The 26,452-nt window shown below is 69.0% G+C and carries 16 protein-coding genes and 2 pseudogenes; 4 read left to right on the forward strand and 14 right to left on the reverse strand.

Annotation, left to right across the window (positions count from 1 at the left end):
• Nucleotides 1–201: 201 nt before the first annotated feature.
• Both D7V97_RS14530 and D7V97_RS14535 read left to right on the forward strand, forming a co-directional pair.
• Nucleotides 202–2,256 carry a cation:proton antiporter gene (locus D7V97_RS14530; protein WP_120611234.1) on the forward strand — a complete coding sequence of 685 codons (2,055 nt, stop codon included), beginning with the start codon at nt 202–204 and terminating at the stop codon, nt 2,254–2,256.
• Between the two features lie 84 nt (nt 2,257–2,340).
• Nucleotides 2,341–2,877: a hypothetical protein gene (locus D7V97_RS14535; RefSeq protein ID WP_120611248.1), complete on the forward strand. Its 537-nt coding sequence runs from the start codon at nt 2,341–2,343 to the stop codon at nt 2,875–2,877.
• Between the two features lie 131 nt (nt 2,878–3,008).
• Here D7V97_RS14535 and D7V97_RS14540 read toward each other — a convergent pair whose 3' ends face one another.
• From D7V97_RS14540 to D7V97_RS46630, 3 genes are read right to left on the reverse strand one after another with little or no spacing between them, the layout of a single operon-like run.
• Complete coding sequence (locus D7V97_RS14540) at nt 3,009–3,989, reverse strand: WD40 repeat domain-containing protein (RefSeq protein WP_120611235.1); 981 nt, start codon at nt 3,987–3,989, stop codon at nt 3,009–3,011.
• A 5-nt stretch (nt 3,990–3,994) separates the two neighbouring features.
• Nucleotides 3,995–4,759 carry an immunity 52 family protein gene (locus D7V97_RS14545; protein WP_120611236.1) on the reverse strand — a complete coding sequence of 255 codons (765 nt, stop codon included), beginning with the start codon at nt 4,757–4,759 and terminating at the stop codon, nt 3,995–3,997.
• Between the two features lie 20 nt (nt 4,760–4,779).
• Nucleotides 4,780–6,318, reverse strand: coding sequence for a Tox-REase-5 domain-containing protein (locus D7V97_RS46630; RefSeq protein WP_233582792.1), 1,539 nt, complete (start codon nt 6,316–6,318; stop codon nt 4,780–4,782).
• A gap of 123 nt (nt 6,319–6,441) precedes the next feature.
• Here D7V97_RS46630 and D7V97_RS14555 point away from each other — a divergent pair, with 123 nt between their 5' ends.
• Together D7V97_RS14555 and D7V97_RS14560 are read left to right on the forward strand one after the other, a co-directional pair.
• Nucleotides 6,442–7,104 carry an SRPBCC family protein gene (locus tag D7V97_RS14555; RefSeq protein WP_120611237.1) on the forward strand — a complete coding sequence of 221 codons (663 nt, stop codon included), beginning with the start codon at nt 6,442–6,444 and terminating at the stop codon, nt 7,102–7,104.
• A 200-nt stretch (nt 7,105–7,304) separates the two neighbouring features.
• The gene (locus D7V97_RS14560) at nt 7,305–9,734 is read left to right on the forward strand and encodes an Ig-like domain-containing protein (protein WP_158623363.1); all 2,430 of its coding nucleotides are present in this window, start codon (nt 7,305–7,307) and stop codon (nt 9,732–9,734) included.
• Here the strand turns inward: D7V97_RS14560 and D7V97_RS14565 are convergent.
• The 11 genes and pseudogenes from D7V97_RS14565 to D7V97_RS46505 all read right to left on the reverse strand — a co-directional run.
• Nucleotides 9,636–11,408, reverse strand: coding sequence for a M1 family aminopeptidase (locus tag D7V97_RS14565; protein ID WP_120611239.1), 1,773 nt, complete (start codon nt 11,406–11,408; stop codon nt 9,636–9,638). The genes D7V97_RS14560 and D7V97_RS14565 overlap by 99 nt on opposite strands.
• 81 nt (nt 11,409–11,489) lie before the next feature.
• Nucleotides 11,490–15,950, reverse strand: a complete 4,461-nt coding sequence (locus tag D7V97_RS14570) for a discoidin domain-containing protein (protein ID WP_368668911.1) — start codon at nt 15,948–15,950, stop codon at nt 11,490–11,492.
• 254 nt (nt 15,951–16,204) lie between these two features.
• The gene (locus tag D7V97_RS14575; protein ID WP_120611241.1) at nt 16,205–16,873 is read right to left on the reverse strand and encodes a hypothetical protein; all 669 of its coding nucleotides are present in this window, start codon (nt 16,871–16,873) and stop codon (nt 16,205–16,207) included.
• Complete coding sequence (locus D7V97_RS14580) at nt 16,870–17,424, reverse strand: hypothetical protein (protein ID WP_199728808.1); 555 nt, start codon at nt 17,422–17,424, stop codon at nt 16,870–16,872. The genes D7V97_RS14575 and D7V97_RS14580 overlap by 4 nt, the downstream gene beginning before the upstream one ends.
• A 13-nt stretch (nt 17,425–17,437) precedes the next feature.
• A complete protein-coding gene (locus tag D7V97_RS14585; protein ID WP_120611243.1) occupies nt 17,438–20,722 on the reverse strand; it encodes a glycoside hydrolase family 2 TIM barrel-domain containing protein in 3,285 nt (1,094 codons plus the stop codon).
• Nucleotides 20,719–22,089, reverse strand: coding sequence for a GH1 family beta-glucosidase (locus tag D7V97_RS14590; RefSeq protein ID WP_120611244.1), 1,371 nt, complete (start codon nt 22,087–22,089; stop codon nt 20,719–20,721). The genes D7V97_RS14585 and D7V97_RS14590 overlap by 4 nt, the downstream gene beginning before the upstream one ends.
• A complete protein-coding gene (locus D7V97_RS14595) occupies nt 22,070–23,065 on the reverse strand; it encodes an ABC transporter ATP-binding protein (RefSeq protein WP_120611245.1) in 996 nt (331 codons plus the stop codon). Before D7V97_RS14595 ends, D7V97_RS14590 begins: the two co-directional genes overlap by 20 nt.
• Nucleotides 23,062–24,831, reverse strand: a complete 1,770-nt coding sequence (locus D7V97_RS14600; protein ID WP_120611246.1) for a dipeptide/oligopeptide/nickel ABC transporter permease/ATP-binding protein — start codon at nt 24,829–24,831, stop codon at nt 23,062–23,064. The genes D7V97_RS14595 and D7V97_RS14600 overlap by 4 nt, the downstream gene beginning before the upstream one ends.
• Nucleotides 24,824–25,807, reverse strand: a complete 984-nt coding sequence (locus D7V97_RS14605) for an ABC transporter permease (RefSeq protein WP_120611247.1) — start codon at nt 25,805–25,807, stop codon at nt 24,824–24,826. Before D7V97_RS14605 ends, D7V97_RS14600 begins: the two co-directional genes overlap by 8 nt.
• A gap of 2 nt (nt 25,808–25,809) precedes the next feature.
• Nucleotides 25,810–26,316, reverse strand: a pseudogene (locus D7V97_RS14610) (ABC transporter substrate-binding protein); the annotation flags it as partial.
• Nucleotides 26,317–26,353: 37 nt separating this feature from the next.
• A pseudogene (locus D7V97_RS46505) lies at nt 26,354–26,446 on the reverse strand (ATP-binding cassette domain-containing protein); the annotation flags it as partial.
• Between the last annotated feature and the right edge of the window lie 6 nt (nt 26,447–26,452).

Consider the following 26,452-nt stretch of genomic DNA (forward strand, 5'->3'; position numbering starts at 1 on the left):
AGATGTTTATAAGAGACAGGCCCTGCTGTGCCTGCTCATCATCGGTGCGGCCATCGCCTTCGAGCGATGCGCATGAGCCCTCCCTAACTTCCACCGAGCCTTCCATCGAGCTCCGGCCCCGCGCGGTCCAGGCGGGGCCGGGGACCGAGAGTCCGGACGTCCCCCCCTTCACGACGGCCCGCCGTCCCCGAGGCGCCTCCCATGCACGACGCCCACGCCTTCCTCCAAGCTCTCGCCACCGTCCTCTGTGTCGCGGCGGTCACCACGGTCCTCTTCCAGCGCCTGCGCCAGCCGGTGGTGCTGGGCTACATCCTCGCGGGCTTCATCATCGGGCCGCACGTGCCCATCCCGCTGGTGGCGGATCCGAACATCGTGCAGACGCTGTCGGAGCTGGGCGTCATCCTGCTGATGTTCTCGCTGGGGCTGGAGTTCAGCCTGCGGCGGCTCGTCCAGGTGGGGCCCACCGCGGGGCTCACGGCCGTCATCCAGTGCAGCGTGATGGTGTGGCTGGGCTTCATCGTGGGCCGCGCGTTCGGCTGGACGATGCTGGAGAGCCTGTTCACCGGCTGCTGCATCGCCATCTCCAGCACCACCATCATCGCGAAGGCGTTCGACGAGCAGAACATCCGGGGCGCGCTGCGCAACATCGTGGTGGGCATCCTCATCGTCGAGGACCTCATCGGCATCCTGCTGATGGCGATGCTCACCGCCGTGTCCACCGGCTCCGGCCTGTCCGCGGGAGACCTCGCGCTGACCGTGGGCAAGCTGGCCGCGTTCCTGGTGGGGCTCGTCGTCATTGGCCTGATGGTGGTGCCCCGGGTGATGCGCTCCATCACGAAGCTCCAGCGGCCGGAGACGACGCTCGTGACGAGCGTGGGCATCTGCTTCGCCATCGCGCTGCTGGCGCAGGCGTTCGGCTATTCGGTGGCGCTGGGCGCGTTCCTCGCGGGCTCGCTGGTGGCGGAGTCCGGCGAGGGCAAGGAGATCGAACACCTGGTGCAGCCCGTGCGCGACCTGTTCGGCGCGGTGTTCTTCGTGTCGGTGGGCATGCTGATCGATCCGGCGCTCATCCGCGAGCACTGGGTGGCCATCGCGGTGCTCACGCTGGTGGTCGTCTTCGGGAAGATCATCAGCGTCACGCTGGGCGCGTTCTTCACCGGCAACGGCACGCGCACGTCGGTGCAGGCGGGCTTGAGCCTGTCGCAGATTGGCGAGTTCTCCTTCATCATCGCGGGGCTGGGCCTGTCGCTGAAGGCCACGGGCACGTTCCTGTACCCGGTGGCGGTGGCCGTGTCGGCCATCACCACGCTGACGACGCCCTGGCTCATCCGCGCGTCCGGGCCGTTCGCCAACTGGGTGGACCGCAAGCTGCCGGCGCCGCTGCAGACGTTCGCGTCGCTGTACGGCAGCTGGGTGGAGAACCTGCGCACGTCGCCCCGCCAGAAGACGGTGGGAGCGCGCGTGCGGCGCATGGCGTTGATGCTGCTGCTGGACGCGGCGATCCTCACCCTCATCGTCATCGGCACGTCGGTGCTGATGCCCCGGGTGACGGCGTACATCGACGAGCGCATCACGGTCGACGTGACGTTCACCCCGATGATCGTCATCGGGCTCGCGGCGGTGATGGCCCTGCCCTTCTGCGTGGGCATCATCCGCGTGGCGCGGCGGTTGGGAGGGGTGCTGGCGGAGGGCGCGCTGCCGGCCGTCGCGGGAGGCAAGGTGGACCTGGCGGCGGCGCCGCGCCGGATGCTGGTGGTGGCGCTGCAGCTGGCGAGCGTCTTCATGGTGGGCGCGCCGGTGGTGGCCATCACCCAGCCGTTCCTGCCGGGCTTCCCGGGCGCGCTGCTGCTGCTCATCTCCATGGCGATGCTGGGCTTCGCCTTCTGGCAGAGCGCCACGCACCTGCAAGGCCACATGCGCGCCGGAGCCCAGGTCATCGTGGAGGCGCTGGCGGCCCAGTCGCACGCGAAGGGTGACGACGAGCCGGCCCCGGACGTGCTGCACGGGGTGCGTCAGCTGTTGCCGGGCATCGGCGAGCCGGAGTCGGTGGCGCTCGACGCGACCAGCGCCGCGGTGGGCCGTACGCTCGCGGAGCTCAACCTGCGCGGCATGACGGGCGCGACGGTGCTGGCCATCCGGCGGGGCACGGAGGGCGTGCTGGTGCCCAGCGCGCAGGAGGTGCTGCGCGCGGGCGACATCCTGGCGCTCGCGGGGACGCATGAAGCCATCGACGCGGCGAAGGGCGTCCTCGGCTGAGCCCAGAAGCCGGATGCAATGGGGAGGGGGGCCGGCCGTAGGAAGGGCATGCCGTCCCCCTTCCGTGTCCTGGAGGCTTCCACCATGCGCCGCCCTCTGCTGCCCACCCTGCTCCTCGCCTGTTCGCTGGCCCTGCCCGCGCTGGCGGCGGAGCCGGCGAAGACGCCCAAGCCCGCGAAGCGCATCTGCGTCAACGTGAAGGACGGCTCCCGGTCGGTCCAGGGCACGGACCTCGTCGTCGAGCCCGGGGAGAAGGTGAAGGACGCGGTCGCGGTGGACGGCGACGTCATCGTGAAGAAGGGCGCGGTGGTGGACAACGACGTGGTGGCCGTCCGGGGCCGCGTCATCCTGGAGGCCGGTGCGCGGGTGAAGGGCGACGCGGTGTCCATGGGAGGCGAGGTGCGGGTGCCCTCGGGTGCGCGCGTCGACGGGAACGCCACGGCCCTGGGCGGCAAGCTCAAGGTGGACAAGCCGGAAGACGTCGGGGGCGAGCGCGTCAACTTCTCGCTGGAGTTCAACGGCGAGGACCTGGTGAAGAAGTTCATCAGCAAGGCGCTCGACGAGGATCAGAAGTGCCACATCCTCGACGACGACGACAACGACGCCGACAAGGACGTCTGAGGCGCCGTCACTTCCACTCGGGCGGGGGCCGCCGGCTCCCGCGGCGCGGGCGGCGGGCCAGCTTCACCTCAAGGTGGACGCTAATCACGATGCCCACGTCGCCCAAGTGCCGGGCCCGGGAGTCTGGCGGCTCAGCCCCGGCCCGGGCTGGCCACGCCCCAGAGGCCCACCCGACTCTCTTCGAGGCCCCAGCTCACGAAGCGTCCATCGGGAGAGAAGGCGACGGTGCTCAGCTGCATGTCGTCCAGGTCCGAGTCGGAGTAGAGCTTGCGGCCGTCCTGCGAAGCGCGCACCTCGAAGGCGCTCGTGTCGGCGCTGACGGCCAGTAGGGAGCCGTCCGGGTTGAACTCGACGTGGATGGCACCGGGGGCGGGGCCGTTGACGTGCTGGATGACCTGGAGGTCGGGAAGGCCCAGGGACACGAGGTCGCCCGAGGACGTCCCCGCGACGAGCCCTTCCCCGGAGGGAGCGAACGCCACGGTCCAGGTGCGGGAGGACTGTTCAAAGGCGCGGGTCGCGAGCGGCCTTCCCGTCTTCGCATCCCAGAGGCGGAGGAATGCACGGGTTGAGTCTTCCGCCTGTTCTTCGGCGGCCCCTGCTGCCGCGAACCGGCCATCGGGCGAGAGCGCGCACCCGTAGAGATAGGCGGGGTCCTCCCGTCGCCACACCAGCCAGTTGCGTTGCAGGTCCCAGAGCAGGACGCGTCCGGCCGGAGCGGTCAGCAGCAGCCGAGTCCCATCCGAGGACAGGTGGGCGCCCGAGACCGACATCCCGGTCTCCACCGTGGACAGCAGCGAACCGTCGGAGACCGCCCAGGTCTGCAGGGCGCCGCGGACCGTCACGGACAGGACGCGCTGCGACCCTGGAAGGAACCACGCCGCCATCGCGCCCGGCAGGGGGAGCGTGACGAGCGGAGTGTGATGGTCCGACTGGAGGTCCCACCAGCGAAGACACGCCAGGCCCCGTTGAAGGACCGACAGCAGGTAGCGCGACGACGCGTCCCAGCCCAGCCACTGCAGCTGGTAGACGGGAGGCTCCGGTTCCGGGTCGCCCAGCCGTCGCAGCAGCGACAGGGACCGCACGGTGTCGGGTGTCAGCAGGGCGGAAGGCATGACCCTCAACGCGGAGGCGGGATGACGGGTTGCATGAGGCCGGCCCTGGACAGCAATTCGCCCACGCGGTGGCCCAGCGCGACGTGCTCGGGGTTGCTCGCCGTCAAGCGCTCGGGGGTGAGGATGATGAGCGTGCCCCTGTCCTCGACGGGCTCGATGCGGACGGGTGCCGGTAGTGGGGGTACGGTTCCACGATGCCGCGACAGGTACATGATCCAACCCGCGAACGTGCCCGCGCTTCCTACTTCGGACATGAGGTCGCGATGGTCCGATGATGTGGCCACGGCCCAGTCCGGTTCCCACGCAAGCGCCATGCTCCGCATCACGTTCGTCAGCACTGGCGCGGTGAACAACGGGGCCGCGTTCACGCTGACGCCAGGGGTGGGCAGCTTCAGCACGCAGACATTGGACACAGCCTCGGAGTAGCACCCGCAGAGGATTCGCAGATCCGCGCTGTCATGGTCCCTGCCCCCATTGCCGAACCAGAAGGTGAAGCCCAGGTCTGCAATCGGGGGGCCTCCCGGCTCGCGGTTGACGCCCTTGCGGAACAGCCCGGAGAGCGTCGCGACGTCGGGCGGCATCAAGGGATGCTTGCGCGCGTCCTTGAGCGACCGAGCCGGCTTGTACCACTGGGCCAGGAAGGGGTCGCATTCGGCCAGAAGCTTCAGGAAGAACGCCGTGCGCTCGGCACACTCCTCTGGCATCTCCTTGCGAGCCCCCCAATAGGCACCCGCGTAGTAGGTCTCAGGGTAGGTCTGGGGTTCCGGCATGGTGGCCCGTTCTACTCGCCTCAGCGCGCCAGGGTGTGGATGACTTCAATCCCTGAAATGTTGTTTTCTCTCAACAGCTTTCGGATGGCCTCGGCGGTTGTCTTCTCCGCGACGTGCCACTCGATGCGAATGCCCATTCCCCGCACCCGACCGACCTGCCGGTTGGCCTGCTTGACCATCTCGGCGGCTCCCGAACTCTTGAACCAGTATTTGGGATCAAGGTTGTCGAGGAACTTGTTCGCATAGCCGGGTCCCTTGGCCTCCAGCAGCACCCCGTTCTTGAATCCGTCGAACTTCGTCCCGCCACTCTTCCGGCCCACGCCACCGACCCAGTAGGACTCGTCGGCAGAGTGTCCTGAAATCTGTTCCTGGTAGGCCCGAGTACTGTCGGAAGCGCCCCCTTCTTCGGCGGGCCCCCACTGTCCGGGGCCCCTCGAGGGCGAGGACGCATTCGCATCAGCGCGGTGCAGGATGATGGCCGCGCCCGGCCCTCCGCTCAACACCGCCGCCGTGCGCCCGATGGGCACCGCGATGCGCTCCACCACCAGCGCACCTTCGCCGGACAGCGACAGCACCGGCACGGTGGCCTCCGCGCCCGCCATCGCTCCCCTCACCGTGCGCGTCGTGGCCGACGCCGCGCCCCAGGTAACGACCATGCTCGTCGTCAGCCGCGCCGCCTCGCGAATCTGCTCACCCTGCGTCATGGACTGGAAGCGCTCCCAGTACGCGGGCGAGGACGCGATAAGCGCCACCAGCCCGGCTGGCAGGTTCCGCAGCCCTGCCACCGTCGTCGTGGGCTGGGAGAGGAGCTGCCCCAGCGCGTGGTACAGCTCCACGAACGCGTCCTCGGCTCCGTCCAGCGAACGGCTGAGCACATCCGCGTCGTCGTACACCTCGGCCAGCGGCGGCCCGTCTACCGTCCGCAGCTGCGCATCCGCGTGACGGAAGACACCACTCCGGCCGCTGTAGAAACGCCCCAGCTCGAAGCGGCCCGCGCGGAACGTCCCTTCCTTCAACTCGATGGCCGCCACCTTCTGCTGCGTGCTCCCATCGAGCGCCCACGCGAGGTAGCCGTCCGGACGCAACACCGCCACCTGCTCCTGTGCGAAGCGCGCCACCCGGCGCACCAGCTCCTCGCGGGAGACTTCGCCTCGCTCCAGCACCTCGCGCAGCAGGAAGCCCGCGGCCATGCGCGGTGGGAAGCAGCCCAGCGTCACCGGCTTCTCCATCAGCCGGCCCAGCACCTCGATGGCGTCCTCGGGCGTGAAGGGGTTGCGGCGCAGGGGCAGCTCGTCCAGGTCTTCCAGCCCGGCGCGGACCAGCAGCTTCTCGAAGGCGTCCACCTCCAGCAGGCCCAGCTCCACCGCCTGCTGCACCTGCTCCCCTGGACGGGCAGTGATGAGGGCTGTGCCCACCGGCAGGCGCTGCTGCCGGAGCACCCTGGCGCCGCCTCGCCTCGCGGGTGTCTCCACCCCGGCGCAGCCCGCGACCAGGACGGCCAGGCACCCCGCCGTCACAGCCGCGCGCATCGGGAGCAACAGGGGGTAGGAATTGACCATGCGTGCCGCACGATACGCGTTCCCGGGTGCCTACATATCCAGTGGGGCGGGGGCTTGAGCAGAGCGGGACGGTGGGCCTAAGACGCTCCTGCCCCTTCCAGGGGTTCCGTTCCGAGGACACCCATGTTCAAGAAGATCGCCATTGGCTTGGCCGCCGCGCTCCTGCTGTTGATCGGCGTCATCGCCACCCGCCCCGCCCACTTCTCCCTGTCGCGCACCGCCACCGTTCCGGGAACGCCCGACATCGCCTTCGCGCTGGTGAATGACTTCCACCACTGGGGCGAGTGGTCCCCCTGGGACAAGCTGGATCCGAACATGAAGCGCGTCTACGGCGGCGCGGAGTCGGGCACCGGCGCCACCTACGCGTGGGCGGGCAATGATCAGGCGGGCGAAGGCCGCATGACCATCGAGGAGAGCAAGGCGAACGAGTCCGTTCGCATCAAGCTGGAGTTCATCAAGCCCTTCGCCGCCACCAACACCACCACCTTCGAGCTCAAGCCCGCGCAGGACGGCGTCGCGGTGACGTGGACCATGTCCGGCGAGAACAACTTCATGAGCAAGGCGTTCTCACTCTTCGTCGACATGGACAAAATGGTCGGCAAGGACTTCGACACCGGGCTCGCCAACATGCAGACGGCCGCCAGGGCCGAAGTGGCGAAGCGCGCGGAGGCCGAAGCCGCCCGGAAGCAGGCCGAAGCGAAGGCCGCCGAAGAGGCCGCTGCCGCCGCCGCCGCTGCTGCCGCCGCCGCCGCCGCCGCGCCCGTCGTGGCGGAACCCACGCCGTAGTCGTTCCCAGCGCGATGGAAGCTCCCGGCCCCTTGTTGCTTCCCAGGCAACAAGGGGCCTTTTCATTTCACGAAGCCCTCTCCACGGTTGCCCACATCACCCGCTGTCATTTCTCAGACACCCCCGTGGTATTTGTATCGCCCTTCCTGATGTTTCGAGGTCCGGCAATGCCTGTGTCTCATGGAGCGTCCCGACTCACCTTGTGCCTGCTCCTGCTGCTGGCCTCCTGCGACTCCACGAAGCCCGACCCGACACCGGGAGGGGGCAAAGACAACGACAAGGTCGCCGCGCTCCGCATCACGCCGAACGGGGCGACGCTGCTGGTGGGCGAATCGCTGACGCTGGTCGCGCAGGCGGTCGACGACACCGGCCACGCCCTGGAGGACGTCCAGGTGACCTGGTCGTCCTACCTGCCCGAGTACGCCACCGTCTCCAGCGGCCAGGTGGAAGGCGTATCCGCGGGCGGCTCGGTCATCACCGCCACGGTGGGTTCGGTGAGCGCGACCCTGACGGTGGTGGTGCTTCCCGACGACGCCTCCGGCCCGTCGAGCCACGAGGTGCTGGAGACGGCGCGTGAGGCCGGACTCATCAACGACGAGGAGCTGCTGGCCTACCAGGTGTACGCCGCCTTCAGCGATCCCCGCCTGCCCATCCAGTACAAGGCGCGCGTCGAACCCGGCTTCGACGCCACCGCGCTCGAAGCGCTGCACGAACGCTTCGACACCCTCTCCGCTCCGATGCAGGACGCGCTCGGAATGTACCTCCTGCGCCCGGACGACCCGGGCAGCTGGCTCAACGCGCCCCTGCCGTCCACCGAGCTGCGCAGCCTGGCGCGTCCCACCTGTCGCGCAGGCCTCGACGGCTGGCACAGCGTGTCCAGATCCAACACGAAGGTGAAGATCTGGTTCCAGTACGACGTCGCGGGTCAGCGCGAGAAGGCCGTGCTCCTGGAAGAGGCGGTGGAGAAGGAGATCTGGCCGAAGCTGATGGCGCTGGGCCTCAAGGAGCCGCTCACCGACGAGGCCTACGCCGGCTGCAACGGGGGCAGCTCGCAGGTCGACCTCTACCTGGTCCGCAACATGACCGACCTCGGGCTGACGCTCCCGGCGGGCTACTACGACGACTCCCAGACCCCCACCTACATCCTGCTGTCCGGTGGACTCTCCATTGACGAGCTCAAGGCCGCGGCCGCGCACGAGGTGATGCACGCCATCCAGTGGTCCTACAAGACGAAGGCGCCGCAGCCTTCCTACGGTTGGATCCGCGATGCGACCGCGACCTGGGCCATCGACTACGTCTATGGACAGACGTTGCAGCTCGAGCAGGACTACGCTGACTGCTTCATGAGCACCCCGGGTTACTCCCTGGAGGACCGCTCCGCGGGCAACTGCTCGTCGCCGAAGGCGGGACAGGCCAGACGCGACTACGGCGCGTATCTGTTCTTCCAGTACCTGGCGAAGAAGCACGGCCCGAACCTCGTGACGGCCTCGCTGGAGAAGCTGGTCGATGAGACGTCGGCCCTCAGCGCGGTGAACGCAGTCATTCCTGGCAATTTCGAGAAGGTCTGGCCGGAGTTCGCGAAGGTGCTCTGGAATCAGGCGCCCATCGACACCCAGGCAGCGTCCTTCAAGCAGTGGGATCAGCTCTCGGAGAAGGTGCGCTCGAACGACCTCCTGGCCGACCTGGCCGGCGCGCCCGAGGCCCGGACGGATCTCCATGACGTGCTGAGCAACCTGTCGAGCCGCTACTACCACTTCACGTTCAGCGACACGGACACGCGGTCGATCCGCTTCCACAACGGCTGGTTCCAGAACATCACCCAGGCGAAGGAGCCCGTGAAGGTGTTCGCGTTCTGGAACGACGCGAACGGGATGTGGCACGAGGAGGACTGGAGTGACTACGAGGACGTGGGCCTCTGTCGCGACATGAAGTCGCAGCGGGCGCAGGACCTCATCATCATCACCAGCAACGCGAAGGTCGAACCCGGAGGCGGCGGGAAGCTCACCTCGGCGGAGGCGTCGTACCTCGAGCGCAACAACGTGGGCTGCTGGAAGTTCAAGGGCACGTCGAAGGCAGTCCAGGTGAACAGTGGCTGGAGCGGCAAGGGGAAGATCCTCGACGCGAACCTGGAGTTCCAGGTGCTGGGCGCCTTCGCGACCGCGGACTACGACCATCCGAACCTGCCGCACACGAAGAGGCTCGGCGCCTCCCTGTTCATGGGCCCCAGCGGCGACTTCACGCTCGACATCCAGTACGTGACCGGTGGCTGCAGCTACCGGCTTGAGCCCACGAAGTATTCGCTGGGGCCGGGGGGCGGCGGAGTCCTGCTGGTGAATCCCTTCAACGGATTGAAGTCGCTGGATCCCGACACGCACGCCTGGCTGTCGCACGACTCGCGCGCCTACACCTCCGCGCTCGTGGACGGACGCTTCATCGACGTCACCGTCAGCGGCAGTGGTTGCACGAGCCCCTCCAAGGACGCCCCCGGACACATCCTGCTCACGAACCTGGATGAGGTCGTGTCCTCGGGCCTACCGCCCCTCGTGGAACCGAACGGAGCGCTGTCCGGAAGGGTCCTCTATGATGACACCACCATCACCTGGACCCTGCAGCCACAGCGCGAGCCCTGAGTCAGGCAGCTCCCGGAGGAGCAGCGGGATCCGGCGGTTGACCAGCCGGTTCCCCGGATCCACCGTCACCGCCCGGACGGGCCACGGTGGAAGCGGCACGGTGGCGTGCACCGTCGCGGACAGCGGCTCCAGTCCGTAGGAGACGGTGACCCGCTGCCGCTGTTCCAGCGCCTCCCCCTGGAGCTCCAGCTCCACCACGCACGGATACACGCGGCCGGCGAGCGTCTGCTGCGTCACGGTCAGCACCAACGCGTCCTCTTCGCGCCACTCCACCTGGAAGAACGGCAGGTCCGGCTCCCCTGCCCCGTCCACCCAGGTGTCGAAGTAGCGCTGGAGCCCCACACCAGACGCCCCTTCGAGCGCCGTGCGCAGGTCCTCGATGCTCCGCGCCCCGGGCTCGGCCAGGAACAACTGGAGCGCCAAGAGCACCCGCGGCCTGCCCAGCAGGGACTCCAGTTGAAGCAGCAGGATCATGGGCCCGGTGCCGTAGACGTCATTGACGAAGGAGATGAACGGCGGTGCCGGCACGTCCCCCGGGCGCAGGTAGAAGGACGACGTGCGGGCCAGCCGGTCCCAGTACGCGAGCGTCGAAGCCGCGTCCGTGCCCCGGTGTTCGTCCTCATAGACATACGTGAGGTACTCGGCCACGGCCTCCTTCCACGGGTAGTCCCGCGCGCTGGCCAGGGTGGTCCGGTTACCTGCCCACTGGTGCACCACCTCGTGCATCAGCGTGTGCAGGGTCATGTTGGCGTAGTCCTTCGGGAGCAGCGGCAGGTTGTCGCGCAGCAGGATGTTGGCCGGATGCTCCATGCCCAGCCACTCCGTGGGCGCTCCCGCCACGCGCAGCTCATGGCCGTAGGGCAGCGGGCCGAAGCGCGCCGTCATCCACCCCAGGAAGTCCTCCACCGCCGCCGCGTCGAGCGCCGGGCCCAGCAGCCCGCCCGGAGCCTCGTAGAGCTCCACCCGCGCCACCTCCGAGTCCACCAGCCGCGTCCGCTTCCACGCGGGATGGGAGGCCACCATGAAGGCCGAGTACGTGGGCGCCCGCGTCCCCAGCAGCTCGCAGCGTGTATGGGTTTCATCCGGCCGGGACAGGCTCCCCGGGCACAGCACCACCTGCCCCGGCGCGTGCGTCACGTCGAACGTGAAGTGAGCCAGCCGCGCGGGCGCGTCGTCACACGGGCCCAGGAGGTCACAGGACTCCACCCACCCGAGCAGATACGAGAACAGGTCACCGTGGAGGTCCGGTCGTCGCGAGAACCCCACCTGCGTATACAGGTACGTCGTCTCCGGGATGAGCCGTCGGCTGTCGATCCACAGCGGCCGCTCCACTTCCGACCGCCCGCAGACCTCCAGTCGCCCCTCCGCCGTGCGGGTGCTCGCGGCAGGCGCGCCCTGCCACCGCACGTCCGTCACGCCCTCCGGAGCCGGAATGGACAGACAGCCCTCGCGTGCCCCCTCCACGTCCAGCCACAGCCGGGAGGTCGCCTCACGCGTCGTCAGGTCGAAGGTCTGATCATACCGGTCCACCGTGTACGCCAGCGGAGTCCCCCCGTCAGGCAACGGCGGGGGTTCAGGGTCCACCGCATCGCAGCCCGGCCCACCGAGCAGAACCAGCAGCAGCGGCGGCACGCAGCGTCGGAGCGGAGACAGGAGCACGGGCGGAATACGCACCGGAGCGCTCCGTCAGGTCGTTGAAATGAAGAAAGGGGCGACCGTTTCCGGCCGCCCCTCCCCTTCACCGCGTCACTTCACCTACTTCGTGAACGTGATGGGACCCGTGGACAGCGTGGTGTTGTTCGCACCGTCCACCGCGCGCACGCGCCAGGTGTGCGTGCCCGTGGCCAGCCCGGTCACCGTCGTCTGCTCGGTGCCCACGCCGTACACCTCGAACTCCCACAGCGAGTAGCCGTAGGCCGTGGCGCGCTGCACACCCCGCATGCGCACGTAGCGACCCACGCCCGTCAGGCCCGTCCAGTCGTCGATGCCGCCGTCGCCGGTGTCCACCGTCTTGAGGGCCACCCAGTTGGTCGCCCCGTCCAGCGACGTCTCCACGACGTAGCGCCGGCCGTACGCGGCCTCCCAGTTCAACAGCACGCGGTTGACGGAGTAGATGGCGCCCAGGTCCACCGTGATGGAGTCGGTGTCACCCGTCGTCGCCGTGCCGATGCTCGACCAACGCGTCGTCAGGCTTCCGTCCACCGCGTCGTTCGGGCTGCCGAACTCGGACGAGGTGGCCACCACGTTCTTGCCCTTCGCCAGGTTCGTCCCGGCGGGCACGGCCGCGCTCCGCAGGATGGCCGGGCTCCGGTCCGCCCCGTCCACGATGAGCACGTACTGCGCCACGCCCGCGCCCACGTCCGTCGTCTGCTCCCAGATGAAGCGCGTGGACGTGCCCGGCACCGCCTGGCCCGCCGACGGCGACAGCGCCGCGAAGGCCGCCGGAGGCGTCGTGTCATTCAGCGTGAACGTGAACGTGGGGGACTGCGTCACCCCGTTCGCCCAGTTGAACGCCTTGACGAACCAGGTGTGCGTCCCGTTCGCCAGCTTCAGGCTCTCCAGCGGGGCGGACGTCGCCTTGGTGATCGCCACCGGCGCGGCGCCGCCGTCGATGAAGATCTCGTAGCGCTGGATGCCCGTCTGCGGATCGCTGCTCGCATTCCAGCTGAACGCCGGACGCGTGGTGGTGATCACGACATTGTTCGCCGGCGTCAGCAGGCTGAACGCCACCGGCGCCGTCGCGTCCGTGAGGCCGAAGCCCTGGATGCCCGTGCCGTACTGGAACAGCGGGTTGCCGTAGATGGGATCGATGTGCTGACCCGTGGCGATCTTCTGCCGGAGGGTCGCCCGCTCCGCGTCCGTCGCGCCCAGGTCGAACGGCAGGTCCCACCGCTCCAGCTGACCGCTCTCCACGTCGGTGCCAATCTGGCTCATGGAGCGCGGCAGCTGCCACGGCGTCTTGCCGCGCGGCAGCACGTCACCGAACAGCACGTCCGCCACCGCGTAGCCGCCCATGTCGCCGGGGCGGTACGCAATCAGCAGCGCGTTGGTGATGGGCATCACGTTCGTCAGGACGTACGGCCGCGGCATGATCATCACCGTGGTCGTGGGGATGCCCCGCGTCTTGAAGCTGTTGATGACGCCGAACTGGTCGCCCCACTTCGCGTCGTGGGCCGGGCCAATCGGGTCACCGGGCAGGTACGGCTTCTCCTTGTCCCACTCCGTGCCGTGGGTGAAGTAGCTCTCACCCACCACCACGATGGCCGCGTCCGGCGTCACGCCCGCGGGGGCGTTGTCCTTGTAGACCGTGAGCCCCGCGGCCTCCGCGCGCGCCTTCACCGCCGCGTAGATGGTCGGGTCGCCGAACTCGTAGCCGTGGAAGTCCGAGCGCCAGGTCACCATGCAGGACATGTCGTCCGCGCGGGGACCCGCGATGACGAGCTTCCCACCCGGCGGCAGCCGCACGGGCAGCACGCCGTCGTTCTTGATGAGCGTCATCGCCTCCTGCGAAGCGCGGCGCACCGCCGCCTTGCTGTCCGCGGTGTGCCACTCGGAGGTGCCCGCGGGGCCCTGCTTGTACGGGTCCTCGAAGATGCCCAGGCGGAACTTCAGGTCGAGGATGCGGCGCACCGAGTCGTTGATGCGGGACAGCGGCACGTCGGTCTCGAAGTTGGCCATCGCGGACGGCGTCGCGCCGCCCATGACATCCGAACCCGCCGTGGCGGAACGCACCCACGAGCCGGAAGGCAGCCAGTCCGAGCAGATGACGCCGTCGTACTTCAGCTGGTTGCGCAGGTAGTTGAGGATGCCCGGGTTGTCACCCGCGCCGTACCCCTCCGGCCCCAGCAGCCAGCTGCCGGCGTAGCCCGGCATGATGCCGCTCGTGCCCGCCTCGATGGCCGCGTGCCACGGACGCATGTGGTAGTGGATGGTGGTGCCGTCGTAGGTGATGCCCGCCTCACCGCCCGCGCCCTGGCCCGGCCAGTGCTTCGTCGTCACCCAGATGGAGTTCGGGTTCACTTCCGGGCCACCCTGGAGGCCGGCGATCAGCGCGCGGGTGATGCCCGCCGCCAGGTCGGCGTCCTCGCCATTGCCCTCCTGGATGCGCGGATAGAGGACCTTGGTGTTCACCTCCGCCAGCGGCGACAGCGTGCCGCGGCTGCCAATGGCGATCTGCTCCTTGCGCTGGATGTCACCCATCTCGTAGATGGTGTCCAGGTCGCGCGACGCGGCGAGCGCCGGCTGCGTGGGCCAGCTCGTCTTGTAGCCGTGGATGGAGTCACCCGCGTCGATGTGCGGGATGCCCAGCCGGGTGGCCGCGGACGCCTTCTGGAACATCGGGATGTCCGTGGGGGACAGCGGCCCCATCTGGAAGCCCGCCTCCGGGTAGACCTTGGCGTCGTAGAACATCTGCATCGCCTTCTCATGCAGCGTCATCCGGCCCATCAGGTCGTTCACGCGCACGGAGATGGGGTTGTGCCAGTCCTCGTACGGGTCGATGACGCCGTTCTTGTTCAGGTCGCGCGAGCCGTTGATGACGTTGACGCCGTCCGCCTGCGTCTCCACCGTCGGCACGTACACGCTGAAGTTGCCGATGTCGGAGCGGGGCGTGCTGCCCGACAGCGTCGCGACGACGTACCACTTGTACGTCCAGCGATCCGGCAGGTCCTCCGTGAAGGTGAAGGACGTGCCCGTCTGCGACGCCACCTGCGTATAGCGATCCAGCAGGTTGCCCGCCGCCATCCAGTCGTAGTCGTTGCGCGTCAGGTTGACGTAGAGCTTGTAGTTCGTCGCGCCCGTGACGGGAGCCCACGTCAGCGTGGGACGGCGGCTCGCGGTGATCATCGCGTTGTTCGTCGGAGACACCAGCCGGAAGGAGCCCGCCACCGCCATCGGCGCGGGGGCCACGTACGGGTCCGGGATGATGGTGGGGTCGCGCGGATCCGTGCTGCCGCCCGTGGCGTAGATCTCCACGTTCCAGTCCGCGCCCTGCACCGCCAGCGCGCTGACGGACTGCCCGCGCTGCTGCGTACCGTTGTAGTCCACCACGGCGAGCCGGATGTCCGTGTTGGGCTGGGTGGGCGAGAACTGGTTCTTCGACAGCGTCACCGTCGTGTTGGGCGGGAACGTGAGCTGGTAGGTGAAGGGCCCGGGCGGGTTGCGCACGGACGGCGTGGTGTTGCCCTCCTCCGGCACGGGGGTGACGCTCAGCGGCGCGGGCGACACGTTGATCTTCGCGTACGCCAGCTCCGGGAAGTTCAGCTTGATGGTCTGGTTGGTGGTCTGCGTGGGCGGCGGGTTCGTGCCGCCGGACTGGTAGACCTCGAAGGACCACAGCGAATAGCCGTAGCCGGTGCCGCGCTCGGTGCCGCGCATGCGGATGTAACGGTACGTGCCGGAGACGGGAATCTCCCGCCTGCCGATCGCGCCGTTGGTCACCGTGTTGAGCGTGGTCCACTGGGCGTCGTCGTTGGAGCCGTCAATCGTATACGTCTTGCCGTAGGCCCCTTCCCAGTCCAGCACCACCTTGCCCACCACCTGGGACGTGCCCAGGTCCACGCGGATCCACTGGGGGTCCACGGCGGAGATGGAGGCCCAGCGCGTCGTCGCAAGCCCGTCGAACGCGAAGCCCGGCAGCAGGAACTCGGAGTTGCCCTCCACGCTGGACGCCGTGGCCGGCTTGTTCTTCGCCAGGTCCGTGGTGACGGGCGGCGGCGTGCCCCCCGTCTCATAGATGGCGAACTCCCAGAGGGAATAGCCATACGCGCCCGCGCGAGCGACACCCTGCATGCGCACGTAGCGGCCCGTCGTCCCCGCCGGCAGGCTCAGGTCATCCACCAGGCCGTCGCCGTTGGTCACGGTGAGCGCGTCCGTGAAGGCCGTGCCGTTGGCGGACACCTGGATCTTGTAGCCCGTCGCGTAGCCCGCCTCCCAGGTCAGCACCACGCGCGAAATCGTGCGCGTCTGCCCCAGGTCCACGGTGATCCATTCATTGTTCGTGAAGGCACTGCCCCAGCGCGTGCCGCCGTCGCCGTCCACCGCGTACTGGCCCAGGAAGATGCCCTCCGCCGAGGACGTCGTGGTGGGCCTGTTCAAAGCAACGTTCGTCTGGGCCTGGGCCGGCGCGGCGCCCAGCATGGTCAGCAGCAGCGATGCCGCCACGAAGGCTCGGGAAAGCCAGGCACCCGGTGGCGCTTCCAGAAGAACCGGGCTCACGCCCGTTCTTGACAATTGAGATGAAAATTCACACATTGGGGGGACGACTCCTTGGGTAGGAACACCGTGACGTATGCGTTTGGGCGCACGGCCAGGACGCGCGTCAAACGCAGGGGGACTGCCCGGCTGGAGGAACTGCATCCCTGCCCTGGCGACACCGGACACGGGGGTGTGCCGGCGACGTCAGGACGAGGCTCGGGCGTTCCGGCTGTCAGCGATGACAGCCGGCCCGCCCTCCTGGCACTGCGTCCTGCCTAGTTCGCGGTGAAGTACAAGTTGTCGAGCAGGAGGGATTGGCCCGTGGCTCCGCCTTCAGCGGCGAAGGTGAACGGGGACGAGACGGCGTTGAGCTTCAGGCCCGCCGCGGTGTAGTCCGCGACCGGGATGGCCAGGTGATGCCACTCGCCATCATTCTTCCAGCCGTACTTCGACATGGCGAGCTGGTAGCCCTTCTCATTGGCAGCCAGGCCGCTCGACATGCCGACCTTGACGTTGGCGAACGCGGCGTCCGCGGACTTCATGCTGACGTGGAGCGTCTTCCACGCGTCGAAGTTGCGCTCGGCCTTCCAGTGCACGCCGAAGCCCATCCACGGCTTGCCGTTCTGGACGATGCGGTCGGCGGACTTGCCCTCCACGCGGTCGGGATCCGACTCCACGTAGACGGTGCTCTCATAGAGGTAGAAGTTCGTGTCGACGTTGTCGAGCACCACCTCTTCCGAGCGGCCCGTCTCGTAGAAGATGCCCACCATCAGGCGGCGCTGGCCCGCCTCATACGGGAACGGCCCGGGTAGCAGCTGCGAGGCCGGATCCGTGCCTCCGTCCGTGTCGGTGCCCACGGGGCCCTGGTCGGTGTAGTCCGCCGGGCCCGGATCCGGGCGGCAGGCGGCGAGCAGCAACAGCAATCCCCACACAGGCTTCTTCATGGCTTCACCGCCCGGTCCGCACCGCTTGAGGTCTTCACCATCACCCAGCCGCCGCTCACGGTCCCGCCCAGCTCCACGACGCCCTTGTACGAGGGCGTCACCAGCTCATAGGCGATGGTGCCGGACGCGTCGTACGTCACCGCGTCCGGGAAGTTGTCGAGCACGGACTGGAAGGCCTTCACCGCCATCTCCCGCGTCTGGGGCAGGCTCGCCTGATCCGCGAGGCCCCGCTGGTAGATGGCCGCGAGCTGGAGGCCCACGTAGTACTGCGCCTCGCCGTACGGCCCCTGCGCCAGGATGGTGGCCCACGAGTAGTAGCCCGCCACGGGGCTCGCCCCGGACTGGATGTCCCACTTCGTCTCCGTGCCCACGCCCGACAACCGGAAGGGGTTGTACGGGTCGTCCAGCACGGACGTGTTCGGGTAGATGCCCATCTGCGGGTCGGTGACCGTGAAGGTCATGTCCTCCAGCGAGCGGCCGTAGAGGATCGTCGGTTCGTCGTAGCAGCCGGACAGGGCCACGACGGCAGCCAGCAGGAAACCCGTCTTCATGATGCGTCGTCCCTCAGAGAGAAAGGATGGCATACGCGCCCACCTCGTACTCGCGACCCTTCAGGCCCTCGGTGATGCCCCGGTCGTTGAGGCCCTCCGAGTACTCATCCAGCATGCGGACCAGCCCGCGCAGACCGAAGCGCGTGGACACCGCGCCCAGCACCGGCTTCTTCAACCCGTAGGACAGGTCCCCGCCCAGCTGCACCGGGTACGTGAGGTTGAAGACGCGGTGGTAGTCGTAGGGGCCCCAGTCGTTGAAGTGCAGCTGCGCCGCCAGCAGCACCGTGTCGTAGAGCACGGAGCCGTCCAGGCCGAAGCGGTGGACCTGCCGGTTGTCCTCGCCGGAGGACTGGTTGCTGCCCACGAACGCCGTGCCGAACAGGCGCAGGCGCTGCAAGGGATTGCCCACCAGGCGCAGCGACGTCTCCCACTCATCCCGGGCGACCGGCGCGCTGCCGAAGGCCACGGTGCTGCCGTCCGCGAGGATGGCGATGCCGGCGTCACGCGACGTGGGTTGGTGGCGGTAGACGATGTCCAGGCCCGCGGCGAACGGCGCGTCCTCGCGCAAGTCCCTGTCCCACGCCCAGAACCAGGTGCCGGGCGTCGGATCAAACGTGATCAGCAGCTCGCCGCCCAGCGTCTCGCGGTTGTCCAACACGGTGAAGGCATCCACCAGCACGTTGCGGGGGCGCACGCCCGCGTAGTAGCGGCCGGAGTCCGGGTCGAACGCGTCGGAGATGGTCGGGTTCGGCCCGACGAGGGGCTTCTGGTAGAGGAAGTTCGGAGACACCTGGATGGTGCCGAACTGGAGCGCCGCGCCCAGCTGGCCCGCGTAGTGGTTGCCACGGCCGCTCTCGCGCAGGCTCCAGCCGGTGATGATGTTGCCCTGCTCCGGCCCGCTGTCCGCGACGAGGCCGCGGATGGAGGACTGGACGAGCCAGCGCACCATGCCCATGTCGTAGGTGAGCCGCGCCTTCGCGCCCAGCGTGTCCAGGAACTGCACCTTGTCCTGGAGCACGTCGTAGCCACTGTTGAGGTAGCTGGGCGCATCCGCCGCCGCGCGGCGCGTATAGGTGAACGTCTCCCCGATGCGCTGGGGCGCGGCCAGCAGGCCGCCCACGTCGAGCACGAGCTTGCCGGTGGCGTACTGGAAGTTCAGCGCCGTGCGCCGGGCCATGCGCTCGCGCACCACGGAGGCGGTGGTCAGCGCGGAGCCCTGCGCCAGGTCTTCCTGGTGCACCAGGGTGATGTTCACCGGGCCCACGTGGTTGCGGTACTTGGCCACGGCGGACGGGTTGGCGCCCCAGTACAGCTCCGGGCCCACCGCGACCTTCAAGCCCTCGATGGCGCGCTTGCCGGTGAACACGACACCGAAGGGCGCGTTGCCGTGGTAGATGTCCAGGTTCGGGCCGTAGTTGGCCTCGCGGTAGAGGCCGAAGAAGTCACCCTCCTCGCCCCAGTGGTAGTGGCCGGTGCGGTAGTAGCCCTCGAGCGCGAAGTCCGTCCGGTCCAGCTTGAACTCCGCCTGGTAGAGCGCGAAGCGATCCAACGGCGAGTTCGACTGCGGCGCGGCGCCCGGCCCCGTCGGGATGGGGCTCGTCCCCGGCGTCGCGGGCGTGCCGCGGTTCTCGTAGAACAGGTTGTTGAGCCGGTTCTGCGCCACGTTGCCCACGACGTTGAACGACGCGCGACCGTAGACGCCGCTGGCCGGCTGCACCGCGAGGTCGAAGAAGATGGATTCGGTGTGGTCCGCGGAGCTCTGGTTGGGCCGCACCGTCGCGATGCTGCCGCGCGACAGCGAGCTGTCCAGGAGCAGCCGCAGGTTGGACACCCGCACCGCGCTCAACTCCTCCGTGCGCGCCAGCGCCACCGACGCCGTGTAGCCGCTGGTGAGCGCGGAGGGACGGATGGAGCCGAAGTGCTGACGGATGGTGTCCGGGTTGGTGCCCGGCGCGTACGGGTCCAGGCGGAAGGCGGCCTGGAGGACGTAGTAGGCGGTGCGCGGCTGGAGGCCGCTGATGCCATTGTCGTCCGGCGGGCCCAGGGCCGCGATGCCGAACCACTCCTCGTTCATGTTGTTCTGGCCGGGGACGAAGTCCGCCGTGTAGCCGCCGTTGGGCCACGACGCCGAGGTGTCGTGGATGGAGAGGTTGGCCTCCTGGCCCATCTTCCACCAGCCGTCCACCCACTGGAACACGAAGCCGCCCAGCGCGGTGCCGGACATGCCCTGGCCGTAGCCCTCCAGGTAGATCTGCTCCCACTGCGTGCGCAGGTACTCGGCTTGCGCGACGTGGTCCTCGCGGCCCGCGCGGGCGTCGTACGCGTCCGCGCCGAACTCGGAGAAGAACACCGGCTTGTTGAGCTTCTGCTTCACCTCCGCGAACAGGTCGCGCGCGGTGGCGCCGCGGTAGACGTTCGTGCCCAGCACGTCCAGGTCCTGGCAGTGCTTGGCGATGAGGTCGATGTACTGGAGGTCGCCGTTGGCGATGGACACCGGGTGGTTCGTGTCCCGCTTCTTCACCGTGCGGGTCGCCTCGCCATAGAGCGTGTAGAGCGACTCCGCGCGCGCCGCGTCCTCCTGGCCCGGCAGCGCCTCGATTTCAAACGACGTCCAGTGCAGGCCGTAGTTGTTCTCGTTGCCCAGCAGCCACATCAGGACGCCGGGCACGTCCCGGTACACTTCGACCTTCTGCGCCAGCGCGTCCAGGATGGCCTGGCGGTGCGCGGGGTTCGAGTAGTCGATGTTGGGGACCATCACCCCGTTGACGGCGTGGCCGTAGCGGCCCATCAGCGGGTTGAGCATCGTGTAGATGCCGTAGTTCCGGTAGATGTACTCGACCCAGACGGGCGGGATGTCGTCGAACTGGCGGATGGCATTGATGCCCGCGTCGCGCAGCAGGCCCATCTCCTTGGCCAGCACCTGCTTGATGAAGTCCTCCGGCTGGTTCCAGAGCGAGTACCGGTAGTTCTCACCAATGGGCGTGTAGCCCCAGTTGATGCCATGGATGGCGAAGTCCTTGCCGTCCACCTGGAGCTTGAAGCCGCGCTCGTCGTGGATCACGCGCGTCACCGTCGTCTTCGCGGCGATGACAGGCGGCGCGGCCACGGGCGCCGGAGCGGCCTCCGGGACCGGAGCGGCGGGGGCGGCGGACTCGGGCGCCTGGGCGGCATCCACGGGGCCCGCGCTGGACGGCTGGCTCGCGGCCGGCGCCTGGGCGGGAGCCCCTGCCCCGGGCTGCTGGGCCAGCGCCTGCGCGCCGCACAATGCCAGACACGTCGTCAGGAAGAGCTTTTTCAAGCGGCCTGCTCCACGTCCAGCCCGTTCTGGGCCACGACGTCACGGTAGAGGTGAGCACTGTCCTTCGGGATGCGCTGCTGGGTGGCGTAGTCCACGTAGACGAGGCCGAAGCGCTTCTCGTAGCCGTACGCCCACTCGAAGTTGTCCAGGAGCGACCAGGCGAAGTAGCCCGCCAGGTTCACGCCCTGCCCGATGGCGTCACTGCACGCCTCCAGGTGGGTGCGCAGGTAGTCCACGCGCTTCGCGTCGTGCACGCGCCCGTCCGCGCTGGGGCCGGTGGAGTACGCGCAGCCGTTCTCCGTGATGTAGAGGGGGCCGGGCTTGTATTCGTTCTGCAGGTGGACGAGGAGCTTCGTGAGCCCCTTCGGGTACACCTCCCAGTCCATGTCCGTCTTGTCCGGGCGCACGTGCACGGTGCGCGGCGCGTTCTTCTCCTCCGGGATGCGATTGCTGCGCAGCACGGCGCGCGAGTAGTAGTTCACGCCCAGGAAGTCGGTGGGCTCGGCGATGGTCTTCAGGTCGCCGTCCTGGATGAAGTCCAGCGTGGCGGAGGGGATGCGGCCCGCCTTCACGTGGTCCTCCACGACGTCCATGGGGTAGCCGCGGCCGTAGAGGGGCTCCAGGAACCAGCGGTTGAAGCCGCCGTCGAAGTCACGGCACGCGTCGGCGTCCTCGGGGCTGGGCGACGCGGGCTCGCCGGGCGTGAGGTTGAGGGTGATGCCCACCTCCGCGCGCTGCACGTTGGAGCGGATCACCTGCACCGCCTTGCCGTGCGACAACAGCAGCGTGTGGGACGTGGCCAGCGCCTTCGTCCAGTCCTTGTGGCCCGGCGCGTGCTCGCCGTTGCCGTAGCCCAGCACGCTGATGCACCAGGGCTCGTTGTGGGTGATCCACCGCTTCACGCGGTCACCCAGCGCGCGGCTCATCACGTCCGCGTACTCCACGAAGGCGTCACCGGTGGCGCGCGCCGGCCAGCCGCCCTGGTCCTCCAGCACCTGCGGCAGGTCCCAGTGGTAGAGCGTGACGAAGGGCTCGATGCCCGCGCCCAGGAGCGAGTCCACCAGCTTGGAGTAGAAGTCCACGCCCGCGACGTTCACGCGGCCCCGCCCTTCCGGGAGGATGCGCGGCCACGCGACGGAGAATCGGTAGGACTTCAATCCCATCCAGCGCATCAGCTCGATGTCCTCCGGCCAGCGGCGGTAGTGCTCACAGGCCACCGAGCCGTCGGACTTGTCGTTGATCTTCCCGGGCGTGGCGGCGAAGCGGTCCCAGATGGACTCGCCCCGGCCGTCCGCGCGGGTGGCACCTTCAATCTGATACGCGGAGGTGGCCACGCCCCAGAGGAAGTCAGGAGGAAACTGACGCATCGACGGTAACTCCTTTCGAAGCTTCGAGGTGGCAGCGGACCAGGTGGTTCGCGGCCGACAGGATGTTGGGAGGGGGAACGGTGGAGCAGCGCGCCTCGGACACCGGGCAGCGCGGGGCGAAGGGGCAACCCACGAGCGGAGGCAGGCCCGTGGCGGGGCGCACGGGCAGCGCGGCCTGGAGAAAGTCCGCGCCGTCCGGCACGGCCGACAGCAGCAGCTTCGTGTACGGATGGCGGGGCTGGCCCAGCACCTGTTCGGCGCGGCCCGCCTCCACCACCGTGCCCGCGTAGAGCACGAGGATGCGGTCGGCCAGGTGCCGCGCGCTCGCCAGGTCGTGGGTGATGAACAGGATGCCGATGCCGCGCTCCTGCGTGAGGCCGCGCAGCAATTGCAGCACGCCCTTGCGCGTGGACACGTCCAGCATCGACGTGGGCTCGTCCGCGATGATGACCTGTGGCTCCACCGCCAGGGCGCGCGCCACCGCCACGCGCTGGCGCTGGCCGCCGGACAGCTCATGCGGGAAGCGCTTGGCGAACTGATCCGCGGGCATCAGGCCCACCGACTCCAGGAGCGACAGCACCTTGGTGCGCAGCCCGGACTTCGGCACCCGGCCATGGCGCACGAGCGGCCGCTCCAGGTGATAGGCCACCGTGTGCACGGGGTTGAGCGACGCGAACGGATCCTGGAACACCATCTGCACGCGCCCGCGGTAGTCGAGCGAGGCCTGGGCGCTGTCATCCGACAGCACGTCGCGGCCAGCGAGGCGCAGGTGGCCCGCGTCGGGCATGTCCAGCCGGGCCAGCAGCCGCGCCAGGGTGCTCTTGCCGCTGCCGGACTCGCCCACCAGCGCGACGATCTCCCCCGGCTGGAGGGAGAAGGACACGCCCTTGAGGATGGGCCGGCGCTCGCGGGAGAAGAAGCCGCCCACGGAGAAGCTGCGGGTGAGCCCTTCGGCCTCCAGGAGGGGCGCGCTCATCGGTGACCTCCGGGGATGGCGGCGATGCGCAGGGACGGCCGGGCCACCGACAGCTCGGAGGCCGCCGACGGATGCGGCGTGACGGACACGTCCCCCGCGACGAGGTGCGGGAACGACGACAGGAGCAGCTGCGTGTACGGGTGGCGCGCTCCGGTGCGCAGGCCCTCGGAGGTGTTCACCTCCACCAGCTTGCCGCCCTGGAGGATGCCCACGCGGTCCGACAGCGCGAGCAGCAGCGGCAGGTCGTGCGTGATGAAGAGGATGGCGAAGCCCAGGCGCTGCTTGAGCTCCAGCATGCGCTGGAGCAGCTCCTTCTGGACCACGACGTCCAGCGCCGTGGTGGGCTCGTCCATGATGACCAGCCGGGGCTCCAGCGCCAGCGCCAGCGCGATGCCCACCCGCTGCCGCATGCCGCCGGAGAGCTGGTGCGGATACGCCGTGACGAGGTCCGGCGACAGGCCCACCATGCCCAGCAGCTCGCGCGCGCGGGCATAGGACGCCGTGCGGGACACGCGGCCGTGCGCCGCCAGCGTGTCGTGGAACTGCTCGCCCAGCGTGAGCACCGGGTTGAGCGCGCTCATCGCGCTCTGGAACACCATGGACACCTGGCGCCAGCGGAAGGCGCGCAGGCCGGCGCCCTCCAGCGCGGTGACGTCCATGCCGTTGAAGAGGATGCGCCCCTGCGTGACGCGCGCGGAGGAAGGCAGCAGGCCCAGGAGCGCCGAGCCGATGGTGGACTTGCCGCTGCCGGACTCGCCCGCGAGGCCGAACACCTCGCCGGGCGCCAGGTCGAAGGACACCGTGTCCACCACGCGGGAGGGGCCCTTCTCCGTCGCGTAGTCGATGCACAGGTCCTGCACGCTCAGCAGCACGCCCGGCGCGGGCCGGTCCACGTGCACCGGCAGCGTCGTGCCCCTGGGCAGCGGCGCGGGCTTGTGCACGCGCAGCGCGGGATTGGTCAGCTCATCAATGGCGGAGCTCAGCAGCGTCAGCGCGAAGCCGACGAGCGCGATGCACAAACCCGTGGGGACGAAGATCCACCACGAGCGCGTGAGCAGCGCCGCGTCGTTGCCGGCCCAGTACAGGTTCGTGCCCCACGTCACCGCGCTCACGTCGCCCAGGCCCAGGAACTCCAGGCCCACCTGCGCGCCCACGGCGTAGAGCGTGTTCCCGATGAAAGAGGAGCCCAGCAGCGACGCCATGTTGGGCAGCAGCTCCCGCGACACGATGCGCGAGTGGCTCTCGCCCGTCACCACCGCGGCGGACACGAAGTCGCGTCCGCGCAGGGCCAGCGACTCCGCGCGAAAGACGCGCGCGTTCCAGGCCCAGCCCGCCACCGTCAGCACCGCCACCATGCGGAAGGGGCCGGACGGCAGGTAGGCGCCCAGCACGATGGCCAGCGGCATGCCGGGAATCACCAGGAACACGTTGGTGGTGAGCGACAGCACGTCGTCCACGCGGCGGCCCAGGTAGCCCGCCGTGACGCCCACGAGCGCGCCCACCAGCGTGACGAGCGCGCCCACCGCGAAGCCCACCGCCAGCGTCTCGCGCGCGCCCACCACCGTCTGGGCGAGCACGTCCTGGCCCTGTCCCGTGGTGCCGAACCAGTGCGCGGCGGAGGGCGGCTGGTGCGGCCGGCCGACGAGGTCCTTCGGGTCCATCACGAACCAGGGGCCCACCAGCGACAGCAGCAGGAAGAACAGCAGCAGACCACCACCCACCGCGGCCTTCCGGTGGCGGAGGAGGCTTCGCAGGGAGTCATGCATGGGCGCGCGTCCTCGGATCCAACCAGAGGCAGAGCAGGTCCACGGCGAAGTTCGCCGCGAGCACCGCCAGGGTGATGACCAGGAAGAGCCCCTGCATCAGCGGGTAGTCCTGGTTGCGCACGGCGAGGATGAGCAGGTAGCCCGTGCCCGGATAGGAGAAGACGATCTCCGTGAGCAGCGAGCCGCTCAGCACGAAGCCCACCGCCATGCCGAAGCTGGTGACGTTGGGCAGCAGCGCGTTGCGCGCCGCGTACCGCAGCATCACCTGCCGGGGCGGCAGGCCGCGCGCGTGCGCCAGCCGGATGGAGTCCGTGCCCAGCGTGGCCACCATCGTGTTGCGCATGCCGAGCATCCATCCGCCCAGCGTGGCCACGACGATGGACGCCGCTGGCAGCACCGCGTGACGGGCCACGTCCGCGGCGAACGCGAACGTCAACCCCGGCTCCATGTCGTGCCCGTACGCGTGGCGCAGCGGGAACCACCCCAGCACGAAGCCGAAGAGGTACAGCGCCAGCATCGCCAGCCAGAAGTACGGGAAGGCCCCCAGGAACGCGAGCGCGGGAGACAGCCCGGAGTCCAGCCACCCTCCCCGGTTCCACGCCGCGAGCACGCCCAGGAAGGACCCCAGCGCGAAGCTGATGACGACCGCCACGCCCGCGAGCGCCACCGTCCACATCAGCCCGGTGCCAATCACTTCCGTCACCGGCGACGGGAAGTACGCGTACGACATGCCCAGGTCGCCCTGCACCAGGTGCTTCAGGTACGTGAAGTACTGCGAATAGAGCGGCGCGTCGGTGAAGCCGAAGGCGGCCTTGAGCGCCTCCATCGCCTCCGGCTGCACCTTGCCCTTGAAGCGAGCGAACATGGCCGAGGCCGGATCACCGGGCGCCAGGCGCGGGATGACGAAGTTGAGCGTGAGCGAGGCCCACGCGGCGATGAGGTAGAAGCCCAGCCGCCGGAGGATGTAGCGACCCATGGTCAGCGCTCCCGGGGGACGAGCTCCGTCAGCACCAGCAGGCTGTCGGGCTCCGCATGCGGCGCCAGCCGCGCGTAGGGGTTCTGTTCGGTGGGGAAGCCCGTGAAGCGCCGCGAGTTGGACTCGCCCCAGGACGGGTTGGGGAACAGCGGGATGGCGGGCGCGGTGGCGGAGAAGCGCCGCTGCACCGCGGACATCAGCGCGTGCTGCTCCTCGGTCGTGCCCGCGCGCTCGAAGCGCACCAGCAGCTCATCCGCCTCCGCGTCTCCCAGCCGGTGCCAGTTGGCCGCCGCGACCTCGCCCACCGGCACCACCGTGCGCGGAGACAGCAGCCACTTGTAGAAGTTGTATGGCGTGGGCCCGTCCAGCGACCAGGAGATGGCCAGCTGGAACTCGCCCTTCTGCAGGCGCGTGAGCCACGTGCCGAACTCGTACGTCTTCAACTGCACGGAGATGCCCAGCTTGCTCAGGTCGCGGCTCACCACCTGCCCCGCCCGCACCCAGTCCGACCACCCGCTCCTGCGTGACGCGCGCGGAGGAAGGCAGCAGGCCCAGGAGCGCCGAGCCGATGGTGGACTTGCCGCTGCCGGACTCGCCCGCGAGGCCGAACACCTCGCCGGGCGCCAGGTCGAAGGACACCGTGTC

Source organism: Corallococcus sp. CA053C, assembly GCF_003611675.1.
In the GTDB taxonomy this organism is placed as follows: domain Bacteria; phylum Myxococcota; class Myxococcia; order Myxococcales; family Myxococcaceae; genus Corallococcus.